Genomic DNA, 23,878 nt, shown 5'->3' on the forward strand with positions numbered 1-23,878 from the left:
GTCGTCGCGCCTTTATTGTCAGTCATTGAGAAACGGATAATCCGTATAGCCCTCGGCACCCTGACTATACCAGGTTTTCATGTCATCCTTCGCCACCGCCTGATTTTCCTTCAGACGACGTACCAGATCCGGGTTCGAGATAAAGGGGCGTCCGAAGGCAATGGCATCCGCCACGCCTGATGACACCGTCTCAATCGCCTCTTCGCGCGTATAGTCCTGATTTAGAACGAGTGGTTTTTTGAACACTTCGCGGATGGGACCATGCAGTTTGGGCTGATCCGTTTTGCCGAATGTGCCGTTTGGTCCCGGTTCACGCAGTTCGAGGAAGGCGATGTCAAAATCGTTCAGCATCTTCGCCGCAGGAACAAAAACCTGTTCCGGATGACTGTCGATGCAGCCCTGTGTGTCACCGTTCGGAGAGAGGCGGACCGAAGTTCTGTCAGCGCCAATAGTCTCAACGACCCGTTCCGTCACTTCCCGTAGGAAACGAATGCGGTTTTCAGGAGAGCCACCATATTCGTCCGTCCGGTGATTGGTGCCATCCCGCAGAAACTCATCGACCAGATAACCATTTGCAGCGTGAATTTGCACGCCGTCGAAGCCAGCAGCCAGAGCGTTACGTGCCGCGTTCTCGTAGTCGTTGAGAATGCGGGCGATGTCGGTTTTCGTCAGTTCTCGTGCCTGCTCGGGTGGCTGCTTGCCATCATAGGTATGCAGGGCTTCAGGTGCGAATGTCGGGGAGCATGACACAGGCTGAGTGCCGGTCACGCTTGAGTGCACCATGCGTCCCATATGCCAGATCTGGGCGATGATCTTGCCGCCTTTTTCATGGACGGCAGCGGTGACCGGTTTCCAAGCTTCGACCTGTTCCTGTGACCACAAGCCGGGCGCGTATGGCCAGCCCAGACCCTCCCTGCTGATGCCGGTTGCTTCCGAAATGATCACGCCAGCACTCGCCCGCTGACCATAATACTCGGCCATCAGGGGTGTCGGAACGTGCTCTCGTGTGCTGCGTCCACGGGTAAGGGGGGCCATGAAAATACGGTTTTTTGCCTGAATGGCGCCAACTTGGATGGGATCAAACAGACTGGGCATAACAAATCCTGTTCAGCGATGACTTCCACAATTAGGAGGTGGCGTCGGGGAGATGCAATTACAATCCGGATGACCGATACTTTATCGTTTTTCAGGCACAGCTTTCTTGGCGACCATTGGCTTTTCAGCAGTCTTAGGGCTTATCTTGGCCGCAAAAATCCGGCCCTGCCGGTAAAACAACCAGACGTGATGCGTCGCGAACCAGTCAGACCCAAGCAGCATATCCACACCCTGCTCTGAGATGGGCGCAACAGTGAGAACGGGATTGGTTTCCGTTTCCCTGCCGATGGTGAGGGTGTGAAAATGGTGCCAGCGATAGACGGTCTCCCTTCCATCCACTCCCGCCGTGGTGCCGCCCGGATCGACGTCGAGCTGGCTATCCGTCACGCCTATGGCTTTCGCGGCCCGGCGCGAAAGAATGCGTGAGCGCGCACCGCTGTCCAGAAGCGCGGTCAGTTCATGGCCGTCCAGCCGGACTTTCAGCACGATGCGATGACCGGTTTCCTCACCTTGCAGTTCATCCCACTCCCGGGCCGGTTCATCCGGAGGGGTCAGTGTGCAGCTATCCGGCGTCTTGCTGGGGGATGCCCACATGGCGAGCCGTCCATGTGGGGCGTCGATTTCCAGCACGTCATGCGCCAGCACATCTCCGCCGAGGAGCCCTTCCACGGGGGGATTGATGTTCGGACGGCTGGGTAGGAAACCGAGCGGCATGGACACCGGACCGAATCCCGCATTTCCTACCCGAAGGCTCGGGACGATCACATTCGGGACAACCCCTCCTGATCCGCCGGTGCCGCTGACATGGGTGAAGGCATGCGGATCTTGCGGCAGGTTCAGAAAACGGGCGAGCCAGGGTGAGATAAGGCTGCCCTCCGATCCCGTATCGACAATGAAACTGACCGTACGGTCAGCCACTGTGACGGGAGCGGAGAGAAAGCCGAGATCGTTCCGCAAAGGAGCGTCCATGATCTGCGTGAGCGGACAGGATGCGGCCTTCGCGTCACCCGCCACACAAAGAGTCAACGCGCCCAGCCCGAGCGCTGGCATTATTGCAAACAGGGACAGGCGCGACACGACGTCAGTTCTTTCAGCCGAGATGATCGGCGAAACGGTCTGTGGTCTCGAGGAGGGCCGACAGGATGCCGGGTTCCGACAGGGCATGGCCCGCATCGTCGATCAGCCGGAAGGCAGCCTCGGGCCATGCACGATGCAGATCCCATGCCGTCTTCACAGGAGTGGCGATGTCATAGCGTCCCTGAACAATGACGGCGGGAATATGCCGGATGCGATCCACATCGCGGATCAGCTGACCCTCCGCCAGCCAGCCCGCATTGACGAAATAGTGATTCTCGATGCGCGAGAAGGCGAGGGCGTATGTTGGATCTTCATGCTGCTTCACCATGTTCGGTTCTGGCAGCAATGTGAGCGTCGAGCCTTCCCAGACGGACCATGCAAGAGCGGCTTTTTCACGCTCGACCGGATCGTCGCCGGTCAGGCGGCGGTGGTAGGCGGCCATGAGATCGTCACGTTCGTTTTCCGGAATGGGTGCAAGAAAGCCTTCCCACAGGTCCGGATAGAGCCACGCGCCGCCGCCCTGATAATACCAGAGCAGTTCTTCCCGCCGCAGTGCAAAGATACCGCGCAGAGCCAGCGCCATCACACGGTCGGGATGGGTCTCGGCATAGGCGAGGGCAAGAGTGGACCCCCACGATCCACCGAAAACGACCCATTTCTCGATGCCGACCATTTCCCGCAGCCGTTCAATGTCGGCAACGAGATGCCACGTCGTGTTGTTCTCCAGCGAGGCATGGGGTGTCGAGCGTCCGCAGCCGCGCTGGTCGAACAGCAGGATGTCATAACGGGCTGGATCGAACATGCGGCGCTGCATGGGTGAACACCCGGCGCCGGGACCGCCATGCAGGAACACGACCGGCAGGCCGCCCGGTGTGCCGCAGCGCTCCCAATAGATGAGATGCCCTTCACCAGTATCGAGATGACCGTGAGCGTAGGGTTCGATAGAGGGATAAAGAGTGCGTGGGGCGTGGGTCATCATCAATCTCCTGCCGTTTTGGAGGCGCGGGGGTGGGCTTTCTGCCAGACTTCGAGAAGTCGGGCTTCGTCGGCAAGGGTGTAGCGCTGCGTCGTGGACAGGCTGGCATGTCCGAGCAGCTCCTGAATCACGCGCAGGTCCGCGCCGCCTTCCATCATATGGGTGGCGAACGAATGGCGCAGGGCATGGGGTGTGGCGTGTTCTGGCAGGCCCTCGCTCCTGCGCCATTCCCGCATGGCCTTTTGCGCGACAGCAGCATTGAGTCGACCGCCCCGCACACCAGGAAAAAGCGGTTCATTCCGGGCCGGGGTAGGGTGAAAGCTCCGCCAGCGTTGCAAGGCTTCAGAGACACGCGGCAGGAGTGGCACGAGCCGTTCCTTGTTGCCCTTGCCGCGGATGCGGAACACGCCGGTGGACAGCGCCTCGTCGAAGTCACCGATATTCAGGCCCAGCGCTTCGGAAATACGCAGGCCCCCGCCATAGAGAAGAAGAAACAGCGCCTTGTCGCGCTCCTGAGCCATGCTGTTCACTTCCAGCATGCCGATTCCCTCGCCCGCCTCAAGAGCTTTCGGCACGGGAAGCGGGCGGGGCAGGGGCTGCTTTGTGCGGGGCGTGGCAAGCAGGCTGGGCGCGGGATTCTCCACACCGAGATAACGGCCAAGGAAACGGAAGAAGGATCGCAGGGCCGAGACCCGGCGGGAGCGGGTGCGCGCCGATTTGTCGCGTGTCGTCGGGCGCTTGCCGAGGCGCGGCGTGAGGGCCTGCGTCTGTTCATGCGCGAGCCACGCGCGGAGATCGGAGAGGCTGGCGGTGGCCAGTGTGTCGAGGGTCGGTTCACCGCCGTGATGGCTGGTCAGAAAGGTCAGAAAGCGGGAGAGATCGCCCCGATAGGCATCGATGGTATGGAGCGACGCGCCGCGTTCCGAGGTCATCCACCCGAGGAACTGTCGCATGGCGTCTTCGGCCTTCAACGCATATTCCTCTGCAAGGGGGCGAGACAGAACGCCGGGAAGGGGTTAGAGAAAGCCATCATGGTGCAGAGCAGCCTACTGGAACCTCCGCCTTCGCGAAAGCGTGTGTCTGTCCTGTTACCGCTGCCGTTTCCTCATCCGCTGGATTATGCCGTTCCCGAAGCGCTGGTCGACTCGCTTGCGCCCGGCGATGTGGTGGTCGTGCCGCTTGGCGGCCGACGTGAGACGGGTGTGATCTGGGAACAGACGAAGCTGCCTGCCGATCTGGCGCCACCGCCGCCGCCGGACATTGCTGCTTCCCGTCTGCGTCCCCTGAAGGAACGGCTGGACCTTCCGCCGCTGTCCGCCGAACTGCGCCAGTTCATCGACTGGGTGGCGGCCTATACGGTGTCACCGCCCGGCATGGTGCTGGCGATGGCCCTCCGCTCGCATCTGCGCGGGGAGCAGGCCGCACCGGGTGTGGGGTGGGTGCGTGACGGGGAGCCACCGGACAGCTTGCGGATGACTCCGGCGCGTCGCGCGGTGCTGGAGGCGTTGCCTGCCGGAGCCGAGCCGGTGACGATGGGGGATCTGACGCAGACGGCTGGTGTCGGTATCTCGGTCGTTCGCGGGCTGGCGGATGCTGGCGTGCTGCGGAGCGTGCTGATGGCAGCGGCCTCGCCGTTCGCGGAACCGGATGCGCTGCATAACCTTCCGGTTCTGGAAGGCGATCAGGCTCTCGCGGCGAGCGAGTTGCGGGCACGGGTGGATGAGCGCGCTTTCTCGGCAACCTTGCTGGAAGGTGTGACCGGGTCCGGCAAGACCGAAATTTATCTCGAAGCCGTGGCGGAATGTCTGGCGCACGGGCGGCAGGCGCTGGTGCTGTTGCCGGAAATCGCCTTGTCGGCCCAGTGGATGGACCGTTTTGCCCGACGCTTCGGTGTGCGGCCAGCGGTCTGGCATTCCGAGATCGGTCAGAAGGCTCGGCGGCTGACATGGGCGGCTTGCGAGGATGGGTCGGCGAAAGTGATCGTGGGGGCACGCTCGGCGCTGTTCATGCCTTTCAGCAACCTCGGGCTTGTGATCGTCGATGAAGAACACGAGGCTGTTTTCAAGCAGGAGGAAGGCGTCACCTATAACGCACGGGACATGGCGGTCGTGCGGGCGCGGCTGGCGAAGGTTCCCATCGTGCTGGCCTCGGCGACGCCAAGCCTTGAGACACTGAACAATGTCGAAACCGGTCGTTACAGGCATCTGGTGCTGACGGCACGGCATGGCGGCGCGACCATGCCGGAAACCCGGCTGATCGACATGCGTGAAAATCCGCCGCCGCGTGGCCTGTTTCTCTCGCCCGTTCTGGTGGAGGCGGTAAAGTCGCGTCTGGAACGTGGCGAACAGGCGATGCTGTTCCTGAATCGCCGTGGTTATGCGCCTCTCACGCTCTGTCGCACCTGTGGACACCGGATGGAGTGTCCGAACTGCACCTCATGGTTGGTTGAGCACAGAAAAAAACGTGTTCTGGCCTGTCATTATTGCGAACATACCGAACCTGTTCCCCATGCCTGCCCGACCTGCGGGGCCGAGGATAGTCTGACAGCCATCGGTCCGGGTATTGAACGGATCACCGATGAAGCCCGCAGCGAGTTTCCGGATGCGCGGATCATGGTGATGGCCAGTGATACGCTTGGTGCGCCTGCGGCGATGGCAGAAGCAGTCGGAAAGATATCACGCCGGGAAGTTGACCTCATCATTGGCACGCAGATCGTTGCCAAGGGCTGGCATTTTCCGCATCTGACGCTTGTTGGCGTGGTGGATGCGGATCTCGGGCTTGGTGGTGCGGATTTGCGGGCAGGGGAGCGAACGATGCAGCTTCTGCATCAGGTGGCGGGGCGCGCTGGTCGTGCTGAAGCTGCGGGTGAAGTGCTGCTTCAGAGTTTCACACCGGAGCATCCCGTGATGCAGGCGCTGGTATCCGGCGATTTCGCGGCCTTCATGGCGGAAGAGGCGGACCAGCGCAGGCCGGGTTTCTGGCCGCCTTTTGGTCGTCTGGCGGCCCTGATTATCAGTTCCGAAAATGCCGATGCTGCGGATAATGCAGCACGTCAGCTTGGGATTTCCGCTCCCCATGGAAACGGGGTCGAGGTTCTGGGGCCGGTGCCCGCGCCGATTGCCGTGCTGCGCGGGCGGCATCGGCGACGTCTGTTGTTGCGGACGCATCGGAACATCGCCGTGCAGCCGATCCTGCGACGCTGGCTGGGGCAGGTGACACTGACAAGTGCTGTGCGGGTGGATGTGGACGTGGACCCGATTTCGTTCATGTGAGGAGAGGCTCCGTCGGGGAAACGGAGCCTCCTGATAATAGCAGGATCAGTGTGGGCGATGATCTGCCAAGACAATCAGGCGCCAGCGAATGAGACCCTGATTTTGGGTATGTTCATGGTGATTTTGCGGAGGGAGGCTATGGCCTTGAGCGATAGCCATTTCCCTGCCGCAGCCTTCACAGCGATAGATCCCTGCATGAGATGCGGGGCTTCCAGGGGTATGAATGCTGTCAAAAACAGAATCATTCGTGGAAGTAATAAGCGATGGATATTTGTAGAGTGCCATATTGGCCTCCCTTGTAAAAGAGAGCCGCTTGACCATACGCCCTTTGTTCACACATAAAAGCTATGTGCACCAAGCATAAAGGCGCATTCCCACTACGGCTCGACGTTGTGGGTCGAAAGGGGTCGGACTGCAACCTCCGGCCCCTTTCTTTATGTCTGAACCCTCAATACCGATATTTTGATGTAATGTGAAGAAGGTTAACGCCTTCTGGTTGTATTTTTTTTTAATGGAGGGTTATTCAACCTTAAGTTGTTCGTTAAGGATTCTACGGTGAGCTAGTGAGGGGCTTCCTGCCAGACCTTACGCACCCTCACTCCCCACTCAAAATATAAGGGCTTTTCTCCTCGCACAGCCGCTGGCGCAACCATCGCGCTGCGGGGCCATGCGGTTTCTCCCTGTCCCACACAACAGAGAGTGGTACCTGTGGGTGGCCGGCGTCGAACAGCAGTTCAGGTGTGACGATAAACGGCGCAGTGGGGGAGGTTGCCAGCACATGCTCGGACACGAAGGCCCAGCCCACCCCGTGTTTCACCATTTCCAGAATGACCCAGTTGCTTTCCACCCACCAGACTTCTGCCGCGATCCGCAACTGCTGCCGATCGGGTTTTCGTCCACGGGAGGCAACGAGAATCTGTCGGTGTTGCTTCAGATCCTCCCACTCCACCGGGGCGTTCGCCAGTGGATGATTTCGGCCACAGACCAGCCTGAGTGGAACGCGCCCGATGGTGCGGAAATCAAGATCGGCAGGTGGTTTCTCCTGCTGCCACATCACTCCGAGATCGGCGCTTCCGAGCCGCACCATGTCTCCCACATCTTCCATCAGGGGGAGCAGCAGCTCGAGTTCCACATGCGGAAACTGTGAGGCAAAATCCTGAAAGACGGGGCCAAGAGCCATTTCCGGGTAAAGTTCATCAATAGCGACGACCAGCCTGTTTTCCACGCCTTCTTCAAAAGAACGCGCCACGCCGACCAGATGGTCCCGGCGATCAAGCACCACCCGCGCTTCTTCCAGCAAGCGTTGCCCCGCTTCTGTCAGCACAGGCAGGCGCCCTTCGCGACTGAACAGGGCAATGCCGAGATCTGTTTCCAGATTGCTGACATGGGTGCTGATGGCGGACTGGGCGCGTCCCAGTTTGCGTGCCGCAGCGGAGAAAGAGCCACTGCTGGCGACTTCTGTGAACGCCTGCAACTGTTCGAACGAAATGCTCACTGATCCATCACCAAAACAGATGGTTTCTAACTTTTATTTCCCGAAAATGATGATACTCAGCCCGGTATGTCAACTGAAACCACTATTTCCCCTCCCGCCATGCGCTCTGGCCCGGACCGTATCCGACATGCTCTCCTGTTCGAATGTATGGCCCTTGCCCTTGTGATTCCGACTGGAAGTTTGCTGTTCGGCATTAAAGCCTCGGACATGGGCGTCATTGGCGTGTTCAGCGCAGTTACAGCAACGATCTGGAATTATCTGTTCAACGGGCTTTTTGATCGGACGATGATTCGTCTGAAAGGCTCGACCCGCAAAACGCTGACGCTGCGGGTTGTTCACACGCTGCTTTTCGAGGCGGGACTTCAGGTCGTTCTGCTGCCTGCCATCGCGGCTTATCTTGGTGTTTCCATCATGGAGGCACTTTCGCTCAATACAGCGATTGCCGTGTTCTATCTGTTTTATGCCTTTTTCTTTAATATGGGATATGATGCTGCGTTCCCCCTGCACGCTTCTCGCATGGCGGGAAACAGGGAAATGGCTGTCTCTGCTGAGTAGAAACGTGTTTTTCTGAAACGTTGTGACTGAAAAACAGCTTTCTTTATCTCAGGCAAAGCGAAGCTTCGTGCTTGCACCCCGGAGTGGGCTGAGTCCTGTTGCGTCGACCATCCGGACGATATTCCGAGCGTGCACAGACGCCGAGGAAAGAGTTGAAATCGCCACTCCCGTGCAAGGAATAAGAGACTGTTTCAAAAGCTCTCTGCTGAGGGGCGCACCTGATAATGCCCGCGACCAATGTGGGTTTTTGACCACCGAAGCGAAATAGCCATGCGGGCCATGAGCAACGGCACGCCAGCAGAGAGCTTTTGAAACAGCCTCCAAAAGAACAGGCTGCCGCATGAACGGTTGCACGTTCAAAAGCGAAAATCATGTGAAGTGAGGCGCCGTCGTCCGGGTGATGCAGCAGGCCCCTCACAAGACATCCGTTATCTGGGCACGAGCAGATGAAGCAGCGATGCCGCAGCGAAAAAGGCGGCTGTGCTGAGCGCCCAGATGGCAACGAACCAGCCGATACGCACGGCGAGAGCGCGAGGCGCGCCCTCTCCGTTGCCTTTCACGAGATCAATGGTAGCCATCTGTTTCCGTCACCTTTCCGCGGAACACGCGATAGGAATAAATCGTGTAGGTCAGGATGATGGGCAGAAGGATGACCGTGCCCACAAGCTGGAAGAATTGGCTGGAGGGTGGGGAGGACACATCCCACAGCGTTAGTGTCGGTGGCACGGCGTAGGGCCAGATCGTGATGCCAAGGCCGGAAAGGCAGAGGAAAAACCAGCCAAGAGCGCAGAGAAACGGCACGCGGGAGTGTCCCTGACGCAGCCCTCTGACAAGCAGCATTCCCAGAACGATAACAAGGATCGGGACGGGTGCGACGAAGGCGATGTTCGGCCAGTCCGTCCAGCGGCGCAGATAGGGGGCATGCAGCAGCGGCGTCCAGAAACTGACCGCTACGATGCAGGCAAACAGACCAACTGCAAGTTTGGCGGCCCACCGGCGGCATGACTCTTCCAGCGGACCCGTCGTGCGCCACACCAGCCATGTTGCGCCAAGCAGGGCATAGCCGCACATCACGGACAGGCCGCACAGGATACTGAACGGCGTCAGCCAGTCGAGCGGGCCACCGGAAAAGTCGCCATCCGTGACTTTCACGCCCTGAATGACGCCCCCGAGGATCGTGCCCTGACAGAACGCAGCGACTCCCGATCCTGCCATGAAGCCGACATTCCACAGCTTCTGACGCGGCGTGTCTTTGGTCATGACGCGAAATTCGAACGCCACACCTCGAAAGATCAGGGCCAGAAGCATGAGGACGATCGGCAGATAAAAGGCCGGAAGAAGCGTGCCATAGGCCCCGGGGAACACTCCGTAAAGTACGGCCCCTCCCAGAACCATCCACGTCTCGTTTCCGTCCCATACAGGGGCGATCGTGTGCATCATCACGTCCCGACGACCACGGTCATGCTCCATTGCGAAGAGCATGCCGATACCGAGATCGAACCCGTCGAGAATGACATAGATCGTAATGGCGGCGATCAGAATGACGGCCCAGATAATGGGGAGCCAGTGTGCAAAGTCCATCATGCTTCAGGCTCCCTTTTCAGAAGACGCTTCTATGGTTTTCGGGTGCATTCCCGTCGCCAGAATATCAGCGGGGTGCGAGGCGTTGGTGTCGTGCTCGCCTTCTTCCGGTGCTCTCCCCAGCAGGCGCAGAAGGATGCCCATCCCGGAGCCGAACACGATGACGTAGACGATCACGAACGCTGTCATCGAGATCTCCATGCTGGAGAGGACGATGGGTGAGACGCTGTCCGTTGTGCGCAGCAGCCCGTAGACGGTCCACGGCTGACGTCCGACCTCCGTGGTCACCCAGCCGCACAGCAGTGCAATAAATCCTGCGGGAGCCATGCACAGCGTCACACGGTGAAACAGCGTGCTGGTAAACAATGTTTTACGGCGTCGAAGCCACAGTGACCACACGCCCACCAGCACCATGAGAACAGCAAGTCCGACCATGATGCGGAACGAAAAGAAGATGATGGGCGACGGTGGCCGCTGATCCCGCGGGAAATCCTTCATGCCCGGAACCTTGCCTTCCAGACTGTGAGTCAGGATCAGGGAACCGAGCAGAGGCACCTTTATGGCATAATCAGTATGTTCGGTCTGCATGTTTGGAATGCCGAACAGCAGTTCCGGAGCCCGACCTTCCGTATCCCAGTCGCCCTCCATCGCGGCGATTTTTGCAGGCTGGTATTCCAGCGTGTTCAGACCATGCGCGTCACCAGCCAAAACCTGCAGGGGCGCCACGACGGCGGCCATCCACATGGCCATTGAGAACATCATCCGCACTGGTTCGCTGGCGGTCACTCCCTTCCGGCGTGCCTTCAGCAGATGCCAGGCTCCCGTTGCCCCCACAGCGAACGCGACGGAGAGAAACGCAGCCAGCCCCATATGCAGCAGACGGAAAGGGAAAGAGGGATTGAATATGATGGCGAGCCAGTCATCAGGCAGGAAACGGCCGGTGGCCGGGTCGATGGTGTAGCCTCGCGGGGTCTGCATCCATGAATTGGAGGCGAGGATCCATGTCATCGAAATCAATGTGCCGACCGAGACGCAGCAGGTGGCGGCAAAATGCAGCCCGCGCCCAACCTTATTCATGCCGAACAGCATCACGCCAAGAAAACCGGCTTCCAGGAAGAAGGCAGTCATGACTTCGTATGAGAGCAGAACACCGGTAATCGGGCCGGCTTTTTTCGAAAAGAGCGACCAGTTGGTGCCGAACTCATAGGACATGACCAGTCCGGAGACGACCCCCATGCCGAAGACGATGGAAAAAGCCTTGATCCAGTAACGGTAGAGATCGAGAAAGACGTCGCGCCCTGTTTTCAGCCACAGTCCTTCGAGAACAGCCAGATAGGCGGCAAGCCCGATGGAAAAGGCAGGGAAGATGATATGAACGCCCACGGTAAAGGCGAATTGGAAGCGCGCGAGAAGAAGCGCGAGGTCATGGGCATTCTGCATGATGACTGTCCGGAAAGCGTGACATGGGTATTCCCACCAAAAAACAGGCTGATCGTCCCTACTTAGCAGAGAAGCGTTCGCGACGATGACGGGTTCCCTTGCAGGGAGGTCACGAATTTTCAATTGTTCGCCTAAGACAGTGCGTTATTGTCCGTCCAAGACTTTTTGCTCATGATATTATTCATCCTGCTTATAATGATGAGCGTCTCTTTTTGTGCTCCGGTTATTTTGCTAGTGACCACATTTGTCGTCTGCATCTGGCGTTTTATGCTGAATAGCTGTCGTTATATGAATGTCATGTGAAGGGAGTTCCTGTCCTTTGGTCACGCCTCAACCCGTTGATACGAAACTGACCCGGTCGGCGATTTTTCTCGTCGTGACTCTGAATGACAGCGCGGGTGATGGCGTTCAGATCAGGAATCTGATGGGAGATTTATCTTCTCTCGTGCGCGGGGTTGGGTTTCGAATCCCCGATGGAAGACTGAGTTGCGTGACAGGCATAGGTTCGGAGGCATGGGACCGGCTGTTTGGCGCTCCTCGTCCGAAAGACCTCCATCCGTTTCAGGAAATCAACGGCGTACATCATGCGCCTTCGACGGCGGGCGATCTTCTCTTTCACATTCGCGCCGCACGGATGGATCTCTGCTTCGAGCTTGCAGCCGCCATCGTCTCCAGATTGCAGGATATGGCGACGGTTGTGGATGAGGTTCACGGCTTCAAATATTTTGATGAGCGCGATCTGCTGGGCTTCGTGGACGGCACGGAGAATCCCGCCGGTCAGGCGGCGATTGATTCGACCATCGTGGGAGATGAGGATGCAGCCTTTGCCGGTGGAAGTTACGTCATCGTCCAGAAATATCTGCATGACCTGAAAAAATGGGATGCCATTCCAACTGAAGTGCAGGAGCACATCATTGGACGCAAAAAGGTATCGGACATAGAACTCGCGGAGGCGGCCAAGCCCAGCTACGCCCATAACGTGCTCACGAACATTGATGAAAATGGCGAGCAGTTGCAGATCCTGCGCGACAACATGCCTTTTGGCGAGATCGGCAAGGGCGAGTTCGGGACCTATTTCATCGGTTATGCGCGGTCTCCGTCCCGGACCGAACGGATGCTGGAGAACATGTTCGTTGGAAAACCTCCCGGTAATTACGACAGGATACTGGATGTCAGCACTGCCGTGACCGGCGTGCTCTTTTATGTGCCCTCCGCCGATTTTCTGGATGGCGCACCGGATATGGACATCAAAGCATCGGCAGCCGGGGAAACAGGCAGCGAGCCCGGCTCGTCAGAAACTGCAGCCGCCCCGCAACTCTCCCCGAAGGAGAGTGGTTCGCTCGGGATTGGTTCTTTGAAACAAGGAAATCTGGCATGAACAATCTTCACCGTCATCTCGCGCCGGTTTCGACCGAGGCATGGACGCAGATCGAGGAAGAAGCGGCGCGCACGATCCGTCGTCACCTCGCGGGTCGTCGTGTCGTCGATACGTCCGAGCCGAAAGGAACCGCCTTCGCCGGAGTGGGAACCGGACGTGGTGCGCAGATCGATGCACCCATTGAGGGTATTCGCGCCGTGCGCCGGGAAGTTCTCCCGCTGGTCGAACTCCGGGTTCCGTTCATCCTGTCTCGTGATGAAATTGACGCGGTGGAGCGCGGCTCGCTCGATTCCGACTGGCAACCGGTCAAGGATGCGGCAAAGAAAATCGCCTTTGCCGAAGATCGCGCCATTTTCGACGGGTATGCTCCGGCGGATATTCCGGGCATCCGCAACGCCACATCGAATACCCATCTGAAACTGCCTGCATCGGCCAAGGATTATCCGTCCGTCATTGCAGATGCACTGAATGAGTTGCGTCTGGCCGGGGTGAACGGTCCCTATTCGGTCGTGCTGGGAGCGCAGGCTTTCACGGCTGTCACCAGCGGTGGCGATGACGGTTATCCCGTCAGCAAGCACATCGAAAGCATGATCGACGGCAAAATCATCTGGGCACCCGCTATTGAAGGCGCTTTTGTCATCTCGATGCGGGGCGGTGATCTTGTTCTCGATATCGGGCAGGATTTTTCGATCGGCTATCTGGGGCACACGGCTGAAACGGTCGAGCTTTATCTGCAGGAGAGCTTTGTGTTCCGCGTGCTGACGAGTGAGGCCAGTGTCGCCATCGATCAGGGCGTGACGCAGGCATCCTGAGCGTTACGTCATTATCCTCTCACTCAAGGAGGGGTGAGGGGAACTGACGACTGGTTTTGCCGGTTTGAGGAATGGCAGCGCGATAGAGGCGACATGCCATTTTCTATCTTCGGGCTGGAAGTGAGTTCGGGTCACTCCTAGCGCTGGCGCATGATCCTGAATCGAAAATCCCTTACCCGGCAGCGGATTTCCAGTGACCGGCGTCCCACACCCGAGAGTGTCAGCCTCTGCCTGACAGAACCTTCAGATCGCCACCAGTCCCCGGACGGCTTCAACTTCCAGCGTTTCAACGGCTCCGCTGGCCACGACCTTGCCGCGATCCAGCACGACCACATTCTGCGCCAGTTCATAGGCGAAATCGAAATACTGCTCGACCAGCAGGATCGCCATGTCGCCCCGGTCACGCAGCATCCCGATCACCGAACCGATATCCTTGATGATGCTCGGCTGGATGCCTTCCGTCGGTTCATCCAGAACCAGCAGGCGAGGGCGGATCACTAGAGCGCGTCCAATGGCAAGCTGCTGCTGCTGACCGCCGGAGAGATCGCCGCCGCGCCGGTCCCGCATTTGCGCCAGAATGGGAAAGAGGTCGTAAATTTCGTCAGGGACTTTCTTCTGTCCGCGTGGCAGGAGACCGAACCCGGTTTCGAGGTTCTCGCGCACCGTCAGAAGCGGGAAAATGTCACGCCCCTGCGGGACGGTCGCAATGCCGCGCCGCGCCCGCTCATAGGCGGGGAGGCGGGTGATATCTTCACCTTCCCACTCGATCTTCCCCGATGACACGGCATGCATACCGGTCACGGCTCGCAGCACGCTCGTCTTGCCCACACCGTTGCGCCCAAGCAGGCATGTCACAGCACCTGCCTGCGCCGAGAGGGAAACGCCGCGCAGAGCGAGGGCGGCACCATAATAAAGCTGGATGTCCTGAACGTTGAGCATCAGTCCGTCTCCTCAGCGCCCGAGATACACTTCGATCACACGCGGATCGTTGCTGACCTGATCCAGCGTGCCTTCCGCCAGGACAGACCCTTCGTGCAGTACCGTGACCTTCACGTTCAGGGCACGGACAAACTCCATGTCATGCTCCACGACGACAACGCTCCGGGTCTGGTTGATTTCACGCAGCAGATCGGCCGTTTCCATCGTCTCCGCATCGGTCATGCCCGCCACCGGTTCATCGACAAGCAGCAGATCCGGCTCCTGTCCAAGCAGCATCCCGATTTCCAGCCACTGTTTCTGGCCATGACTGAGGCCGCCAGCGAGGTCATCGGCGGAAGAGCCAAGCCGGATGGTCCGCAGCAGGTTTTCAATCCGGTCAGCCTCCTCGTTCGTTTTCCGGGCGAAAAGAAGAGCGAACGGTGAGCGAAGTCCCTTGAGCGACAGGAGCAGGTTGTCGCGCACTGTCAGTGCTTCAAACACCGTCGGTTTCTGGAATTTCCGCCCGATGCCGAGACGGGCGATGGCCGGTTCATCCAGTTTTGTCAGGTCATGGTCGTGGAAGCGGACCACACCGGTATCGGGACGTGTCTTGCCGGTGATGATATCCATCATCGTCGTCTTGCCCGCGCCGTTCGGCCCGACAATCGCGCGCATCTCGCCGGGCATCAGAGAAAGCGACAGGTCATTGATGGCCCTGAACCCGTCGAACGTGACCGAGACATGGCTCAGGTCGAGCAGTGTGTCCGTGCTCATGCCGTGCCTCCTTCGGGATCGGTCACTTCAGGCGTTACTTCCGAGGGGCGCACGGGCGTGAAACGCTGCCGCAGCCCCATCAGGCCCTGCGGCAGGAACAGGGTGGTCGCCATGAACAGGGCACCTAGCCCATAGAGCCACATTTCCGGCAGCCACGCCGTGAACAGGGTCTTGCCGAGATTGACCAGTACCGCGCCAAGGACGGCGCCCGAGAGGGTGCCACGCCCGCCCACAGCGACCCAGATGACGGCTTCGATGGAGTTTGCGGGAGCGAATTCACCCGGATTGATGATCCCGACCTGAATGACATAGAGCGCCCCGCCGATCGCCGCGATCATGGCGGAGAACACCCAGACCAGCAGCTTCACCTGCTCGGGCCGGTAGCCCAGAAAGCGTGTGCGGCTTTCTGCATCCCGCACAGCGATCAGCAGTCGCCCGAAACGGCCTCCGACGAGGTAACGCGACGCCAGCAAAGCTCCGGCAAGGATCAGGGCGCTCAGAAACAGCATGCCGGCACGGGTGTAGGGGCTGTGCAGGTCGAAGCCGAGGATGTCCTTGAAGTCGGTCAGGCCATTATTGCCGCCAAATCCAAAGCCGTTCTGGAAAAAAGCCAGCATCAGCGCATAGGTCAGCGCCTGGGTGATGATCGAGAGATAGACGCCGGAGACGCGGGAGCGGAACGCCAGCCACCCGAACAGTGCGGCCAGTGCGGCTGGCACGACCAGCATCAGGATCAGCGCGACAGGCAGGTGGTCCGAACCCCACCAGTACCAGGGCAGGCTTTTCCATGAGAGGAAGACCATGAAGTCCGGCAGGTCGGCATTTCCGTATACACCGCGCGCGCCGATCTCGCGGACAAGATACATGCCCATCGCATAGCCGCCGAGCGCGAAGAAGGCTGCGTGCCCGAGGGTGAGGATACCGGCAAACCCCCACACAAGGTCCACCGCCAGCGCCAGCATGGCGTAAGCAAGATATTTCCCGGCCAGCGTGATGACAAACGGCGAAATCTGAATCGGGCTGGATGCGGGCAGCAGGCTGCCGATTGCCAGAACGGCGGTCAGGGCGACGACAATGACAGCCGTTACGGACGCGCCCCGAAAGGAGAGAGAGGATGCGTTCACGATTCAACCCCCCGGCCGCGTAGCGGGAACATGCCGCGTGGATGGCGCTGGATATAGAGGATGACGAGCACGAGGATCAGGATTTTCCCCGAGACCGCGCCGACAATAGGCTCCAGCGCCTTACCGCCAACGCCGAGCGTCATGGCGGCGGCCAGTGTTCCCCACAGATTGCCGACACCGCCGAACACGACGACAAGGAAGCTGTCGATGATGTAATTCTGCCCAAGGTTGGGGCTGACATTGTCGATCTGGCTGACGGCAACGCCTGCCAGACCAGCGATGCCGGAACCGAGGCCGAAGGTGAGGGCGTCCACGCGGGCCGTATGGATGCCCATCAGCGCCGCCATGCGACGGTTTTGCGTCACGGCCCGCATCTCAAGCCCGAGCGAGGTCCGGCGTAGCACCAGCATCAGTCCGCCCATGACGGCGATGGCGAAGATCATGATGGCCAGACGATTCAGCGTGATCTCTAGCCCACCCAGATGGAACGAGCCGGACAGCCATGAAGGCGTTATGACAGCCACGTTGGTCGGGCCGAACAGGGAGCGGATCACCTGCTGGAGAATGAGGGAAAGTCCCCATGTGGCCAGCAGCGTTTCAAGCGGTCGCCCATAGAGAAAGCGGATCAGCCCGCGCTCGATCAGAATACCCAGTGCTCCACACACGAGAAAGGCGGCGGGAACGGCAAGGATCAGGCTGAACGACCCGAGCGACGGCGCCACGGACATCACGGCGCGCTGGGTCAGCCATGTCGTGTAGGCGCCGATCATCATCAGTTCGCCGTGGGCCATGTTGATCACGCCCATCACGCCAAAGGTAATGGCAAGGCCCATCGCGGCCAGCAGCAGTACGGAGCCGAGGCTCAGGCCATAAAAGGCATCCTGCCCGAAGCCCCATAGCCGCAGGCTGCGGTCGATGGAGGCAACGGCGTCCTGTGCATCCTTGCGGGTTGCCGGAGCGAGAGCCTCGGAGGTCGTGGCCTGCGTGAGTACGCCGCGTGCATCCAGACCGCCTGCCGCATAGAGTGTGGCCACGGCCTGCCGCTGCGTCTGCTCGTCGGAGGGTGGTGCGCCGGGGGTCAGCAGGGTCGCCGCGCGGGCGTCCTGAAGCATCGTTTTGAGAGAGGCATCGTCGGTCTTGCCCAGCGCGGCGTCGATGGCGGGCAGCATGGCCGGATCGTGACGCTGATAGAGCAGGGTCGCCGCAGCCTGACGTTCGGCAGGAGTGCCAGCGATCAGTTGCAACTGCGCCTCGGCAGCGGCCACAGCCTGACGGACGTGATTGTTGAGACGGACGGGGCGCACCATTTCCGGATCTGGCGTGGCAGCCGCACCTGTGCGTGCATCCTGCCAGCCACTGTCCGTTTGTATGAACAGGCCGTCGCCTTCTTTCGCGGCAAAGAGTTTGTGGTCGGACAGCGCACGCAGCACGGGGAGGGCTCGTGGGCCACCCTCCTGCGCGATCTGGCTGACAGATGTGGCGATGACGTTGAACTGCGTCGTCGTCAGTCCCGAAAAAGCGTCCTCGTCTGCGCGGGCTGTGACCGGCAGAGCAAAGGAAAGACACAGGAGGGCTGCGGCAAGGAAAGTCTTCATGCAGCAATGCTCCTTACGGCCTGACGGGAGCGCCGGTCCCGAAATCGCTACTTTAGCCATGCTTTGCCCCGAGACAGGCTTTTTTCACCGTGTCGTAGTTTCCGCAGCTGATCGGTTTGGTCCAGTCACCGATCAGGTTCTTCGTCTCTGCGACATAGGGCGACCAGGCCATGCCGGGCACTTCCTTCGGTGTCTGCCAGACGACATTGAACTGGCCGTCATCCTGAATTTCACCGATATAGACAGGCTTCGTGATGTGATGGTTCGGCAGGACCTGCGCCGTGCCACCCGTCAGGTTCGCCTGCTTCAGGCCGACCATCGCGTCGATGACCTTGTCATGGTCAGTGGAGCCGACTTTCTCGACCGCCTGCACCCACAGGTTGAAGCCGATATAGGAGGCTTCCATCGGGTCGTTCGTGGTGCGCTTCGGGTTCTTCGTGTAGTCGTGCCACTCCTTGATGAACGCCTTGTTGGCTGGCGTATCGATGCTCTCGAAGTAGTTCCATGCCGCCAACTGCCCGACGAGCGGCTTGGTATCCATACCCGCCAGTTCTTCCTCTCCGACGCTGAAGGCCATGACGGGAATATCGGTGGCGGAGATGCCCTGCGCGGCAAGCTCCTTGTAGAACGGCACGTTGGCATCGCCGTTGATGGTGGAGACAACAGCCGTTTTCTTGCCGCCCGAGCCGAATGACTTGAGCTGCGACACGATGGTCTGCCAGTCGGACTGACCGAACGGCGTGTAGTTCACCATGATGTCGGCATCCGCAATGCCTTTGCCCTTCAGGTAGTTCTGAAGAATCTGGTTCGTCGTGCGCGGATAGACATAATCGGTGCCGACAAGCGCGAAGCGTTTTGCCCCGCCACCATCGGCGCTGAGCAGGTAATCGACGGCAGGAATGGCCTGCTGATTCGGAGCGGCACCGGTGTAGAAGACGTTCCGGCTGCATTCCTGACCTTCATACTGGACGGGATAGAACAGGATGCCGTTCAGTTCCTCGAAGACCGGCAGCACCGATTTACGGGATACGCTGGTCCAGCAGCCGAACACGGACGCCACTTTGTCCACGGCCAGAAGCTGGCGCGCCTTTTCGGCGAACAGCGGCCAGTTGGAGGCCGGATCGACCACTACGGCCTCGAGTGGACGGCCCAGAACGCCACCCTTGCGGTTCTGGAGTTCGACCATCATCAGGATGGCGTCTTTCAGCGTCGTCTCGCTGATGGCCATGGTGCCGGACAGGGAGTGAAGCACCCCGATGCGGATCGGCTCGCCTTTCGGCGTGGCGGCGCTGGCACCTTTCAGTCCTGTCAGCATCGCGGTGGATGCGGCAAGACTGAATTTCGCAAAATCACGGCGAGAGAAACGCGGCGACATCGTCATGACCCCTGTCCTTAACTGAATACTCTTCACGAGCATCATGGTTGGGGCAAAAATTCCCATACGCAAACTTGCGTAGTTTATTACGAAAGTGCATCTGTCATTGATACGCAAATATCCTGAGACGGAGGCATCCGCCGGCGTGCCGAGGCATTCTGCCATACGGTCGCTGCGCATCGTGCGCATGCGGCGTGATTACAATCGTTGGGCGGCTGACCAGTCGCTGGAAGATTATGCGCTGCGGTTCACGGCCCGCTCAGCCCGGGCCGCCACCCCTCTGCGGGCGGCCCTGACCGCGCTTGGTTCGATCTCCTTTCTCGCGCTTGAAGCCATCGGCGGCACGCTGACGATGGCGTTCGGTTTCGGCAATACGGCGCTCGCCATCGCTTTTGTCAGCGTGGTCATTTTTCTCATCAGCCTGCCCATCTGCGCAACGGCGGCCCGGAGCGGCCTTGATATCGACCTGCTCACCCGCGGTACGGGATTCGGCTATATCGGCTCGACGCTGACTTCGCTCATCTACGCCAGTTTCACATTCATCTTTTTCGGCATCGAGGCGGCCATCCTCGCCGCATTACTGGAGCAGATCCCCGGCGTCTCACACGTTCTGGCATGTTGTCTGGCGGCCCTGCTGGTGATCCCATTGGTGACCGGCGGTTTCCGGTTCATCGCCCGTTTCCAGATCTTTTCCCTGCCCATCTGGTTCGCCCTGAATCTTGTTCCGCTGGTGGCGATCATTCATGCCAGACCCGAGTGGATCGGCGAGTGGATGAAATTTCCGGGGCTGTCACCGGACGGTCACCTGAATCTCTTTGCCATCGGCAGCGCCGCATCCGTCATGTTCGTTCTGATCTGCCAGAGCGCGGAGCAGGTCGATTTCCTGCGTTTCATGCCACCGCTGACGCGTGAAAACCGTCTGGGCTGGTGGACCGCGCTGATTGCGGGGGGGCCGGGATGGATCGTCTTTGATGCGGTCAAGCTGTTTGCGGGTTCTTTCCTGGCATGGGCAGTCCTGCATTCAGGATTTTCAGTGCAGCGTGCCGTCCAGCCCCAGCAGATGTATCGGCTCGCTTACGGCACGTTTCTCTCACCTTCACTGGCTGCTCTGGCGACGGCCGCTCTGGTGGTCATCGCCCAGTTCAAGATCAACATCACCAATGCCTATGCCGGCTCATTGGCCTGGTCGAACTTCTTTTCCCGTCTGACCCATTCGCATCCGGGGCGTGTGTTCTATGTCCTGTTCACGGTGGCGCTGGCTCTGCTGCTGATGGTTGCAGGACTGGTCAGCACGATCGAGACGGGGATCATCCTTTATGCCGATCTCGCCGCCGCATGGATCGGCCCGATCGTAGCCGATATCGTGATCTGCAAGCCGATCGGGCTCAGCCCGCCCTTCGTGGAATTCAAACGGGCTCTCCTGCCGGATATCAATCCCGTCGGGGTCGGGGCTGCTGCTGCGGGAGCCGTGGCGGGCATCATGGCGACCGATGGTTTGCTTGGAGCCTACGCCGCGGCATTTTCTCCCTTCGTCGCGCTGGGGACCGCATTTGTGGTCACCCCCATTCTGGCAGCCGCTACGGGAGGACGCACTTATCTCGCCAGACGTGCGCCATCGGGCTGGAATCAACGCCCCTCCATGACCTGCGTGATCTGCGAGCATGTGTTCGAGGCCCCCGATATGGCCCGCTGCCCGGCCTATGGCGGGACGATCTGTTCGCTGTGCTGCTCTCTCGATGCCCGGTGTCATGATCGCTGCAAACCGCAGGCCATGCGTCTGAGCGAGCAGCTCAAGGCTCCGATGGTTCTCCTGCCGGGTTATCTCGCCCGTCTGTTGCAGTCGGCGACAGGCCGGTTTGTCCTGTGCGTAGTGGTCGGCACCGTGGCGATCATCCTCGTCGGGCAGACCTCGCTTGCCCATGAGCACACTTTTCTCGTGCTGTTTCTTCTCGTCGTGCTGGCCTCATGGCTGGTCGTGCTGGGGCAGGAAGGTCGCCGGGTCGCCAGCGAGGAAACACGACGCCAGACGCTTCTGCTGACCAACGAAATACGGGCCCATCAGCGTACGGATGCGGCTCTCAAACGCGCACGGGAAAAGGCGGAAGCTGCCAGTCTTGCGAAAACACGTTATCTGAGCGGGATCAGTCATGAAATAAGGGCACCCCTGAACACGATCATGGGATACACCCAGATCCTGCAAAACGATCTGCGTATCCCGGCTGAACGTCTGGAAGCATTGCGGACCATTCGTGAAAGCGGCGACCACATGACGGGTCTGCTGACCGGTCTGCTGGATATTTCAAAAATTGAAGCCGGACGTATCGAGCTTTATCGGGACCGGATCGCGCTCGGGCAGTTTCTGGAGACGGTCGTTCAGATGATCCGTCCGCAGGCCCACGCAAAAGGTCTGCGTTTTCACTATCGCACGGGTTATCTGCCTCCCGTCGTGATCGGAGATGAACATCGCCTGCGGCAGATCCTGCTCAATCTTCTGTCGAATGCCGTAAAATTCACCCAGACGGGGAACGTGACATTCCATGCCAACTGGCGTGGGCAGATTGCGGAATTTATCATCGAAGACACGGGGCCGGGCATCGCTGCGGCTGATCAGGAACGCATTTTCGAGCCGTTTGAAAGAGCCGCGGGCGATGCCGTGCCAGGCACCGGGCTGGGTCTGACGATCACACGGTTGCTCACCCAGATCCTCGGTGGCGAAATGACGCTGACCAGCTCTTCCGGCAAAGGCGCCCGCTTCCGTGTCCGGCTGCTGTTGTCGGATCGGGAGGAAAATGTGCCTACCTCCCTTCATGGTCTCCCCAAGGGGTATGAGGCACCTCGTCGTCTCGTTCTCGTCGTAGACGATAACGCCGCGCATCGGCGCATGATGCATGAGTTTCTCGGCAGTCGTGGCTTTGAAGTGCGTGATGCTTCAGGTGGACAGGAATGTTTCAGCGTTCTCGAAACATGCGTGCCGGATCTTATCATCCTTGATCTCTCCATGCCGGGGATGGATGGTCGGGAACTGGCCCTGCGTCTGCGGGAGACCCATATCGGTCATGTGCCGATCCTGTTCGTCACGGGAAACATCACGGAGCAGGCTTCCCGTCGCGTTCCATCCCTTGATGACTGCATCGTCTTGCCGAAACCGATTGATTTCCAGATCCTTCTTGATGAAATCGGGCGACTTCTCGATCTGCGCTGGACGTTCGAGACGGCACCGCCTCAGGTTCCACCTGAAGGGCTGGTGCCTGTGGGCTCCGGTGAAGGTCTCGTGCATTCTCCGCGTGGAGAAGTAACCACGCAAGAACCGTATGCAGTGGTCGTGCCGTCCGAGGCGTTGTCAGAACTCAGACAGATACTCAGCACGGGAAATCTTCGCCTGTTCCGCGAAAGGCTTGACCTGCTGGTTGAAACGCGCCCGGATTTGTCGGCTGCGCTCGAACCTGTAAGGGTGGCGGCGAAAACCTATCAGATCGAAGCTGCCAAACGTCTGCTGGAGGATCTGTCGCCATGAATTCCACACCGGCTGTCCGTTCCACTCTTCTCGTCATAGATGACGATCCGGCGGCACTGGGAATGATGGATGATGCGCTGAATGCTGCGGGTTACTCCGTTCTCCTGGCCCAATCCGGAGAAGCCGCGCTTGAGGTGATGGGTCGGAAAGTGCCGGATCTGGTGCTGGTTGATGCCATTATGCCGGGACTGAGCGGATGGGATATCTGCCAGCGGATGAAAGCGGATGGGCCGTTAAACGCCGTGCCGGTCATCTTCATGACGGGTCTTACCGAAATCGAACATATCCTGCGCGCTTTCGAGGCAGGTGCGACCGATTATGTGACCAAGCCGTTCCATTTCGACGAGGTTCTGGCCCGTATCGAGGTTCATCTGGTGGTCGGTCGCCGTATGCGGATGGCTTATGCGGCGCTGGATACTGCCGGCAAGTGCTTCTTTGGTCTGAACGAGGGCGGAGAATTACTGTGGGCAACACCGCACGCCGCACAATTGCTGGCACATCTTCCCGCTGATATCGACCTGCTTGCCTTTCTCATCCCGAAACCTGAACCGGGTTCGGTTCTGATATCTGTGCCGCTGAAGCACGAAATCCTGAGAGTGACTTTCGTGGGGAGGGATACGCCGGGGGAGTGGCTTTTGTCTGCCTCTTTGCAACCGGCGCGTCGGGAGCAGGTTCTTCAGGAAAAATTCGGTCTCAGTGCGCGAGAGGCAGAAGTGCTCCTGTGGATCAGTCGTGGAAAGAGCAGCCGTGATATTGCGGAAATTCTGGGTGTGAGTCCCCGTACCATCGATAAGCACACGGAGCAGTTGTATAACAAGGGTGGTTTCAGTGGTCGCGCCGCCGCCGCTGCGGCAGCTTCCCGTGTGCTCGGAGATGATGATTGAAGCAGAGCTCTTC

The 23,878-nt window shown here is 59.5% G+C and carries 19 protein-coding genes; 6 read left to right on the plus strand and 13 right to left on the minus strand.

Annotation, left to right across the window (positions count from 1 at the left end):
* Window positions 1-18: 18 nt before the first annotated feature.
* The 4 genes from GOB81_RS05310 to GOB81_RS05325 all read right to left on the minus strand — a co-directional run bounded on the left by GOB81_RS05310 (window position 19) and on the right by GOB81_RS05325 (window position 4,119).
* Window positions 19-1,095: an alkene reductase gene (locus GOB81_RS05310; RefSeq protein WP_173569345.1), complete on the minus strand. Its 1,077-nt coding sequence runs from the start codon at window positions 1,093-1,095 to the stop codon at window positions 19-21.
* Between the two features lie 81 nt (window positions 1,096-1,176).
* Window positions 1,177-2,172 carry a retropepsin-like aspartic protease gene (locus GOB81_RS05315; RefSeq protein WP_338421312.1) on the minus strand — a complete coding sequence of 332 codons (996 nt, stop codon included), beginning with the start codon at window positions 2,170-2,172 and terminating at the stop codon, window positions 1,177-1,179.
* 13 nt (window positions 2,173-2,185) lie between these two features.
* Window positions 2,186-3,148 carry a prolyl aminopeptidase gene (gene pip / locus GOB81_RS05320; RefSeq protein ID WP_173569518.1) on the minus strand — a complete coding sequence of 321 codons (963 nt, stop codon included), beginning with the start codon at window positions 3,146-3,148 and terminating at the stop codon, window positions 2,186-2,188.
* A gap of 2 nt (window positions 3,149-3,150) precedes the next feature.
* Complete coding sequence (locus GOB81_RS05325; protein WP_173569346.1) at window positions 3,151-4,119, minus strand: tyrosine recombinase XerC; 969 nt, start codon at window positions 4,117-4,119, stop codon at window positions 3,151-3,153.
* 60 nt (window positions 4,120-4,179) lie between these two features.
* Here GOB81_RS05325 and GOB81_RS05330 point away from each other — a divergent pair, with 60 nt between their 5' ends.
* Complete coding sequence (locus tag GOB81_RS05330; RefSeq protein ID WP_173569347.1) at window positions 4,180-6,420, plus strand: primosomal protein N'; 2,241 nt, start codon at window positions 4,180-4,182, stop codon at window positions 6,418-6,420.
* 595 nt (window positions 6,421-7,015) lie between these two features.
* On the opposite strand, the gene GOB81_RS05335 is transcribed toward GOB81_RS05330, so the two are convergent.
* Window positions 7,016-7,915, minus strand: a complete 900-nt coding sequence (locus GOB81_RS05335; protein ID WP_173569348.1) for a LysR substrate-binding domain-containing protein — start codon at window positions 7,913-7,915, stop codon at window positions 7,016-7,018.
* Window positions 7,916-7,981: 66 nt separating this feature from the next.
* Between GOB81_RS05335 and GOB81_RS05340 the strand changes: the two genes are divergently transcribed.
* Window positions 7,982-8,470 (plus strand): PACE efflux transporter, encoded by a 489-nt coding sequence (locus GOB81_RS05340; RefSeq protein ID WP_242010072.1) that lies wholly within the window; start codon window positions 7,982-7,984, stop codon window positions 8,468-8,470.
* Window positions 8,471-8,898: 428 nt separating this feature from the next.
* On the opposite strand, the gene GOB81_RS05345 is transcribed toward GOB81_RS05340, so the two are convergent.
* Genes GOB81_RS05345 through GOB81_RS05355 form a run of 3 tightly spaced genes read right to left on the minus strand, consistent with a single transcriptional unit; the run spans window position 8,899 to window position 11,491 of the window.
* Window positions 8,899-9,048 (minus strand): DUF2474 family protein, encoded by a 150-nt coding sequence (locus tag GOB81_RS05345; protein WP_173569349.1) that lies wholly within the window; start codon window positions 9,046-9,048, stop codon window positions 8,899-8,901.
* Window positions 9,035-10,054 (minus strand): cytochrome d ubiquinol oxidase subunit II, encoded by a 1,020-nt coding sequence (gene cydB, locus GOB81_RS05350; RefSeq protein WP_173569350.1) that lies wholly within the window; start codon window positions 10,052-10,054, stop codon window positions 9,035-9,037. The genes GOB81_RS05345 and cydB overlap by 14 nt, the downstream gene beginning before the upstream one ends.
* A 3-nt stretch (window positions 10,055-10,057) precedes the next feature.
* Complete coding sequence (locus tag GOB81_RS05355) at window positions 10,058-11,491, minus strand: cytochrome ubiquinol oxidase subunit I (protein ID WP_173569351.1); 1,434 nt, start codon at window positions 11,489-11,491, stop codon at window positions 10,058-10,060.
* Window positions 11,492-11,810: 319 nt separating this feature from the next.
* Here GOB81_RS05355 and GOB81_RS05360 point away from each other — a divergent pair, with 319 nt between their 5' ends.
* Window positions 11,811-12,869 (plus strand): Dyp-type peroxidase, encoded by a 1,059-nt coding sequence (locus GOB81_RS05360; RefSeq protein ID WP_173569352.1) that lies wholly within the window; start codon window positions 11,811-11,813, stop codon window positions 12,867-12,869.
* On the plus strand, window positions 12,866-13,681 hold the full coding sequence (locus GOB81_RS05365) for a family 1 encapsulin nanocompartment shell protein (protein ID WP_173569353.1): 816 nt from the start codon (window positions 12,866-12,868) through the stop codon (window positions 13,679-13,681). Before GOB81_RS05360 ends, GOB81_RS05365 begins: the two co-directional genes overlap by 4 nt.
* Before the next feature lie 243 nt (window positions 13,682-13,924).
* Here GOB81_RS05365 and urtE read toward each other — a convergent pair whose 3' ends face one another.
* From urtE to urtA, 5 genes are read right to left on the minus strand one after another with little or no spacing between them, the layout of a single operon-like run.
* Entirely contained in the window at window positions 13,925-14,620 is a 696-nt protein-coding gene (gene urtE / locus GOB81_RS05370; protein WP_173569354.1) for an urea ABC transporter ATP-binding subunit UrtE, read from the minus strand.
* A 12-nt stretch (window positions 14,621-14,632) separates the two neighbouring features.
* Entirely contained in the window at window positions 14,633-15,373 is a 741-nt protein-coding gene (gene urtD / locus GOB81_RS05375; protein ID WP_173569355.1) for an urea ABC transporter ATP-binding protein UrtD, read from the minus strand.
* Window positions 15,370-16,497, minus strand: a complete 1,128-nt coding sequence (gene urtC / locus GOB81_RS05380) for an urea ABC transporter permease subunit UrtC (RefSeq protein ID WP_173569356.1) — start codon at window positions 16,495-16,497, stop codon at window positions 15,370-15,372. The genes urtD and urtC overlap by 4 nt, the downstream gene beginning before the upstream one ends.
* Window positions 16,494-18,092: an urea ABC transporter permease subunit UrtB gene (urtB, locus tag GOB81_RS05385; RefSeq protein ID WP_173569357.1), complete on the minus strand. Its 1,599-nt coding sequence runs from the start codon at window positions 18,090-18,092 to the stop codon at window positions 16,494-16,496. The genes urtC and urtB overlap by 4 nt, the downstream gene beginning before the upstream one ends.
* A 52-nt stretch (window positions 18,093-18,144) precedes the next feature.
* The gene (gene urtA / locus GOB81_RS05390) at window positions 18,145-19,473 is read right to left on the minus strand and encodes an urea ABC transporter substrate-binding protein (protein WP_173569358.1); all 1,329 of its coding nucleotides are present in this window, start codon (window positions 19,471-19,473) and stop codon (window positions 18,145-18,147) included.
* 139 nt (window positions 19,474-19,612) lie between these two features.
* Between urtA and GOB81_RS05395 the strand changes: the two genes are divergently transcribed.
* Entirely contained in the window at window positions 19,613-22,981 is a 3,369-nt protein-coding gene (locus tag GOB81_RS05395) for an ATP-binding protein (RefSeq protein ID WP_173569359.1), read from the plus strand.
* Window positions 22,978-23,865 carry a response regulator transcription factor gene (locus GOB81_RS05400; protein WP_173569360.1) on the plus strand — a complete coding sequence of 296 codons (888 nt, stop codon included), beginning with the start codon at window positions 22,978-22,980 and terminating at the stop codon, window positions 23,863-23,865. Before GOB81_RS05395 ends, GOB81_RS05400 begins: the two co-directional genes overlap by 4 nt.
* Window positions 23,866-23,878 lie beyond the last annotated feature (13 nt).

The organism is Acetobacter conturbans, assembly GCF_011516755.1.
Taxonomy (GTDB): domain Bacteria; phylum Pseudomonadota; class Alphaproteobacteria; order Acetobacterales; family Acetobacteraceae; genus Acetobacter; species Acetobacter conturbans.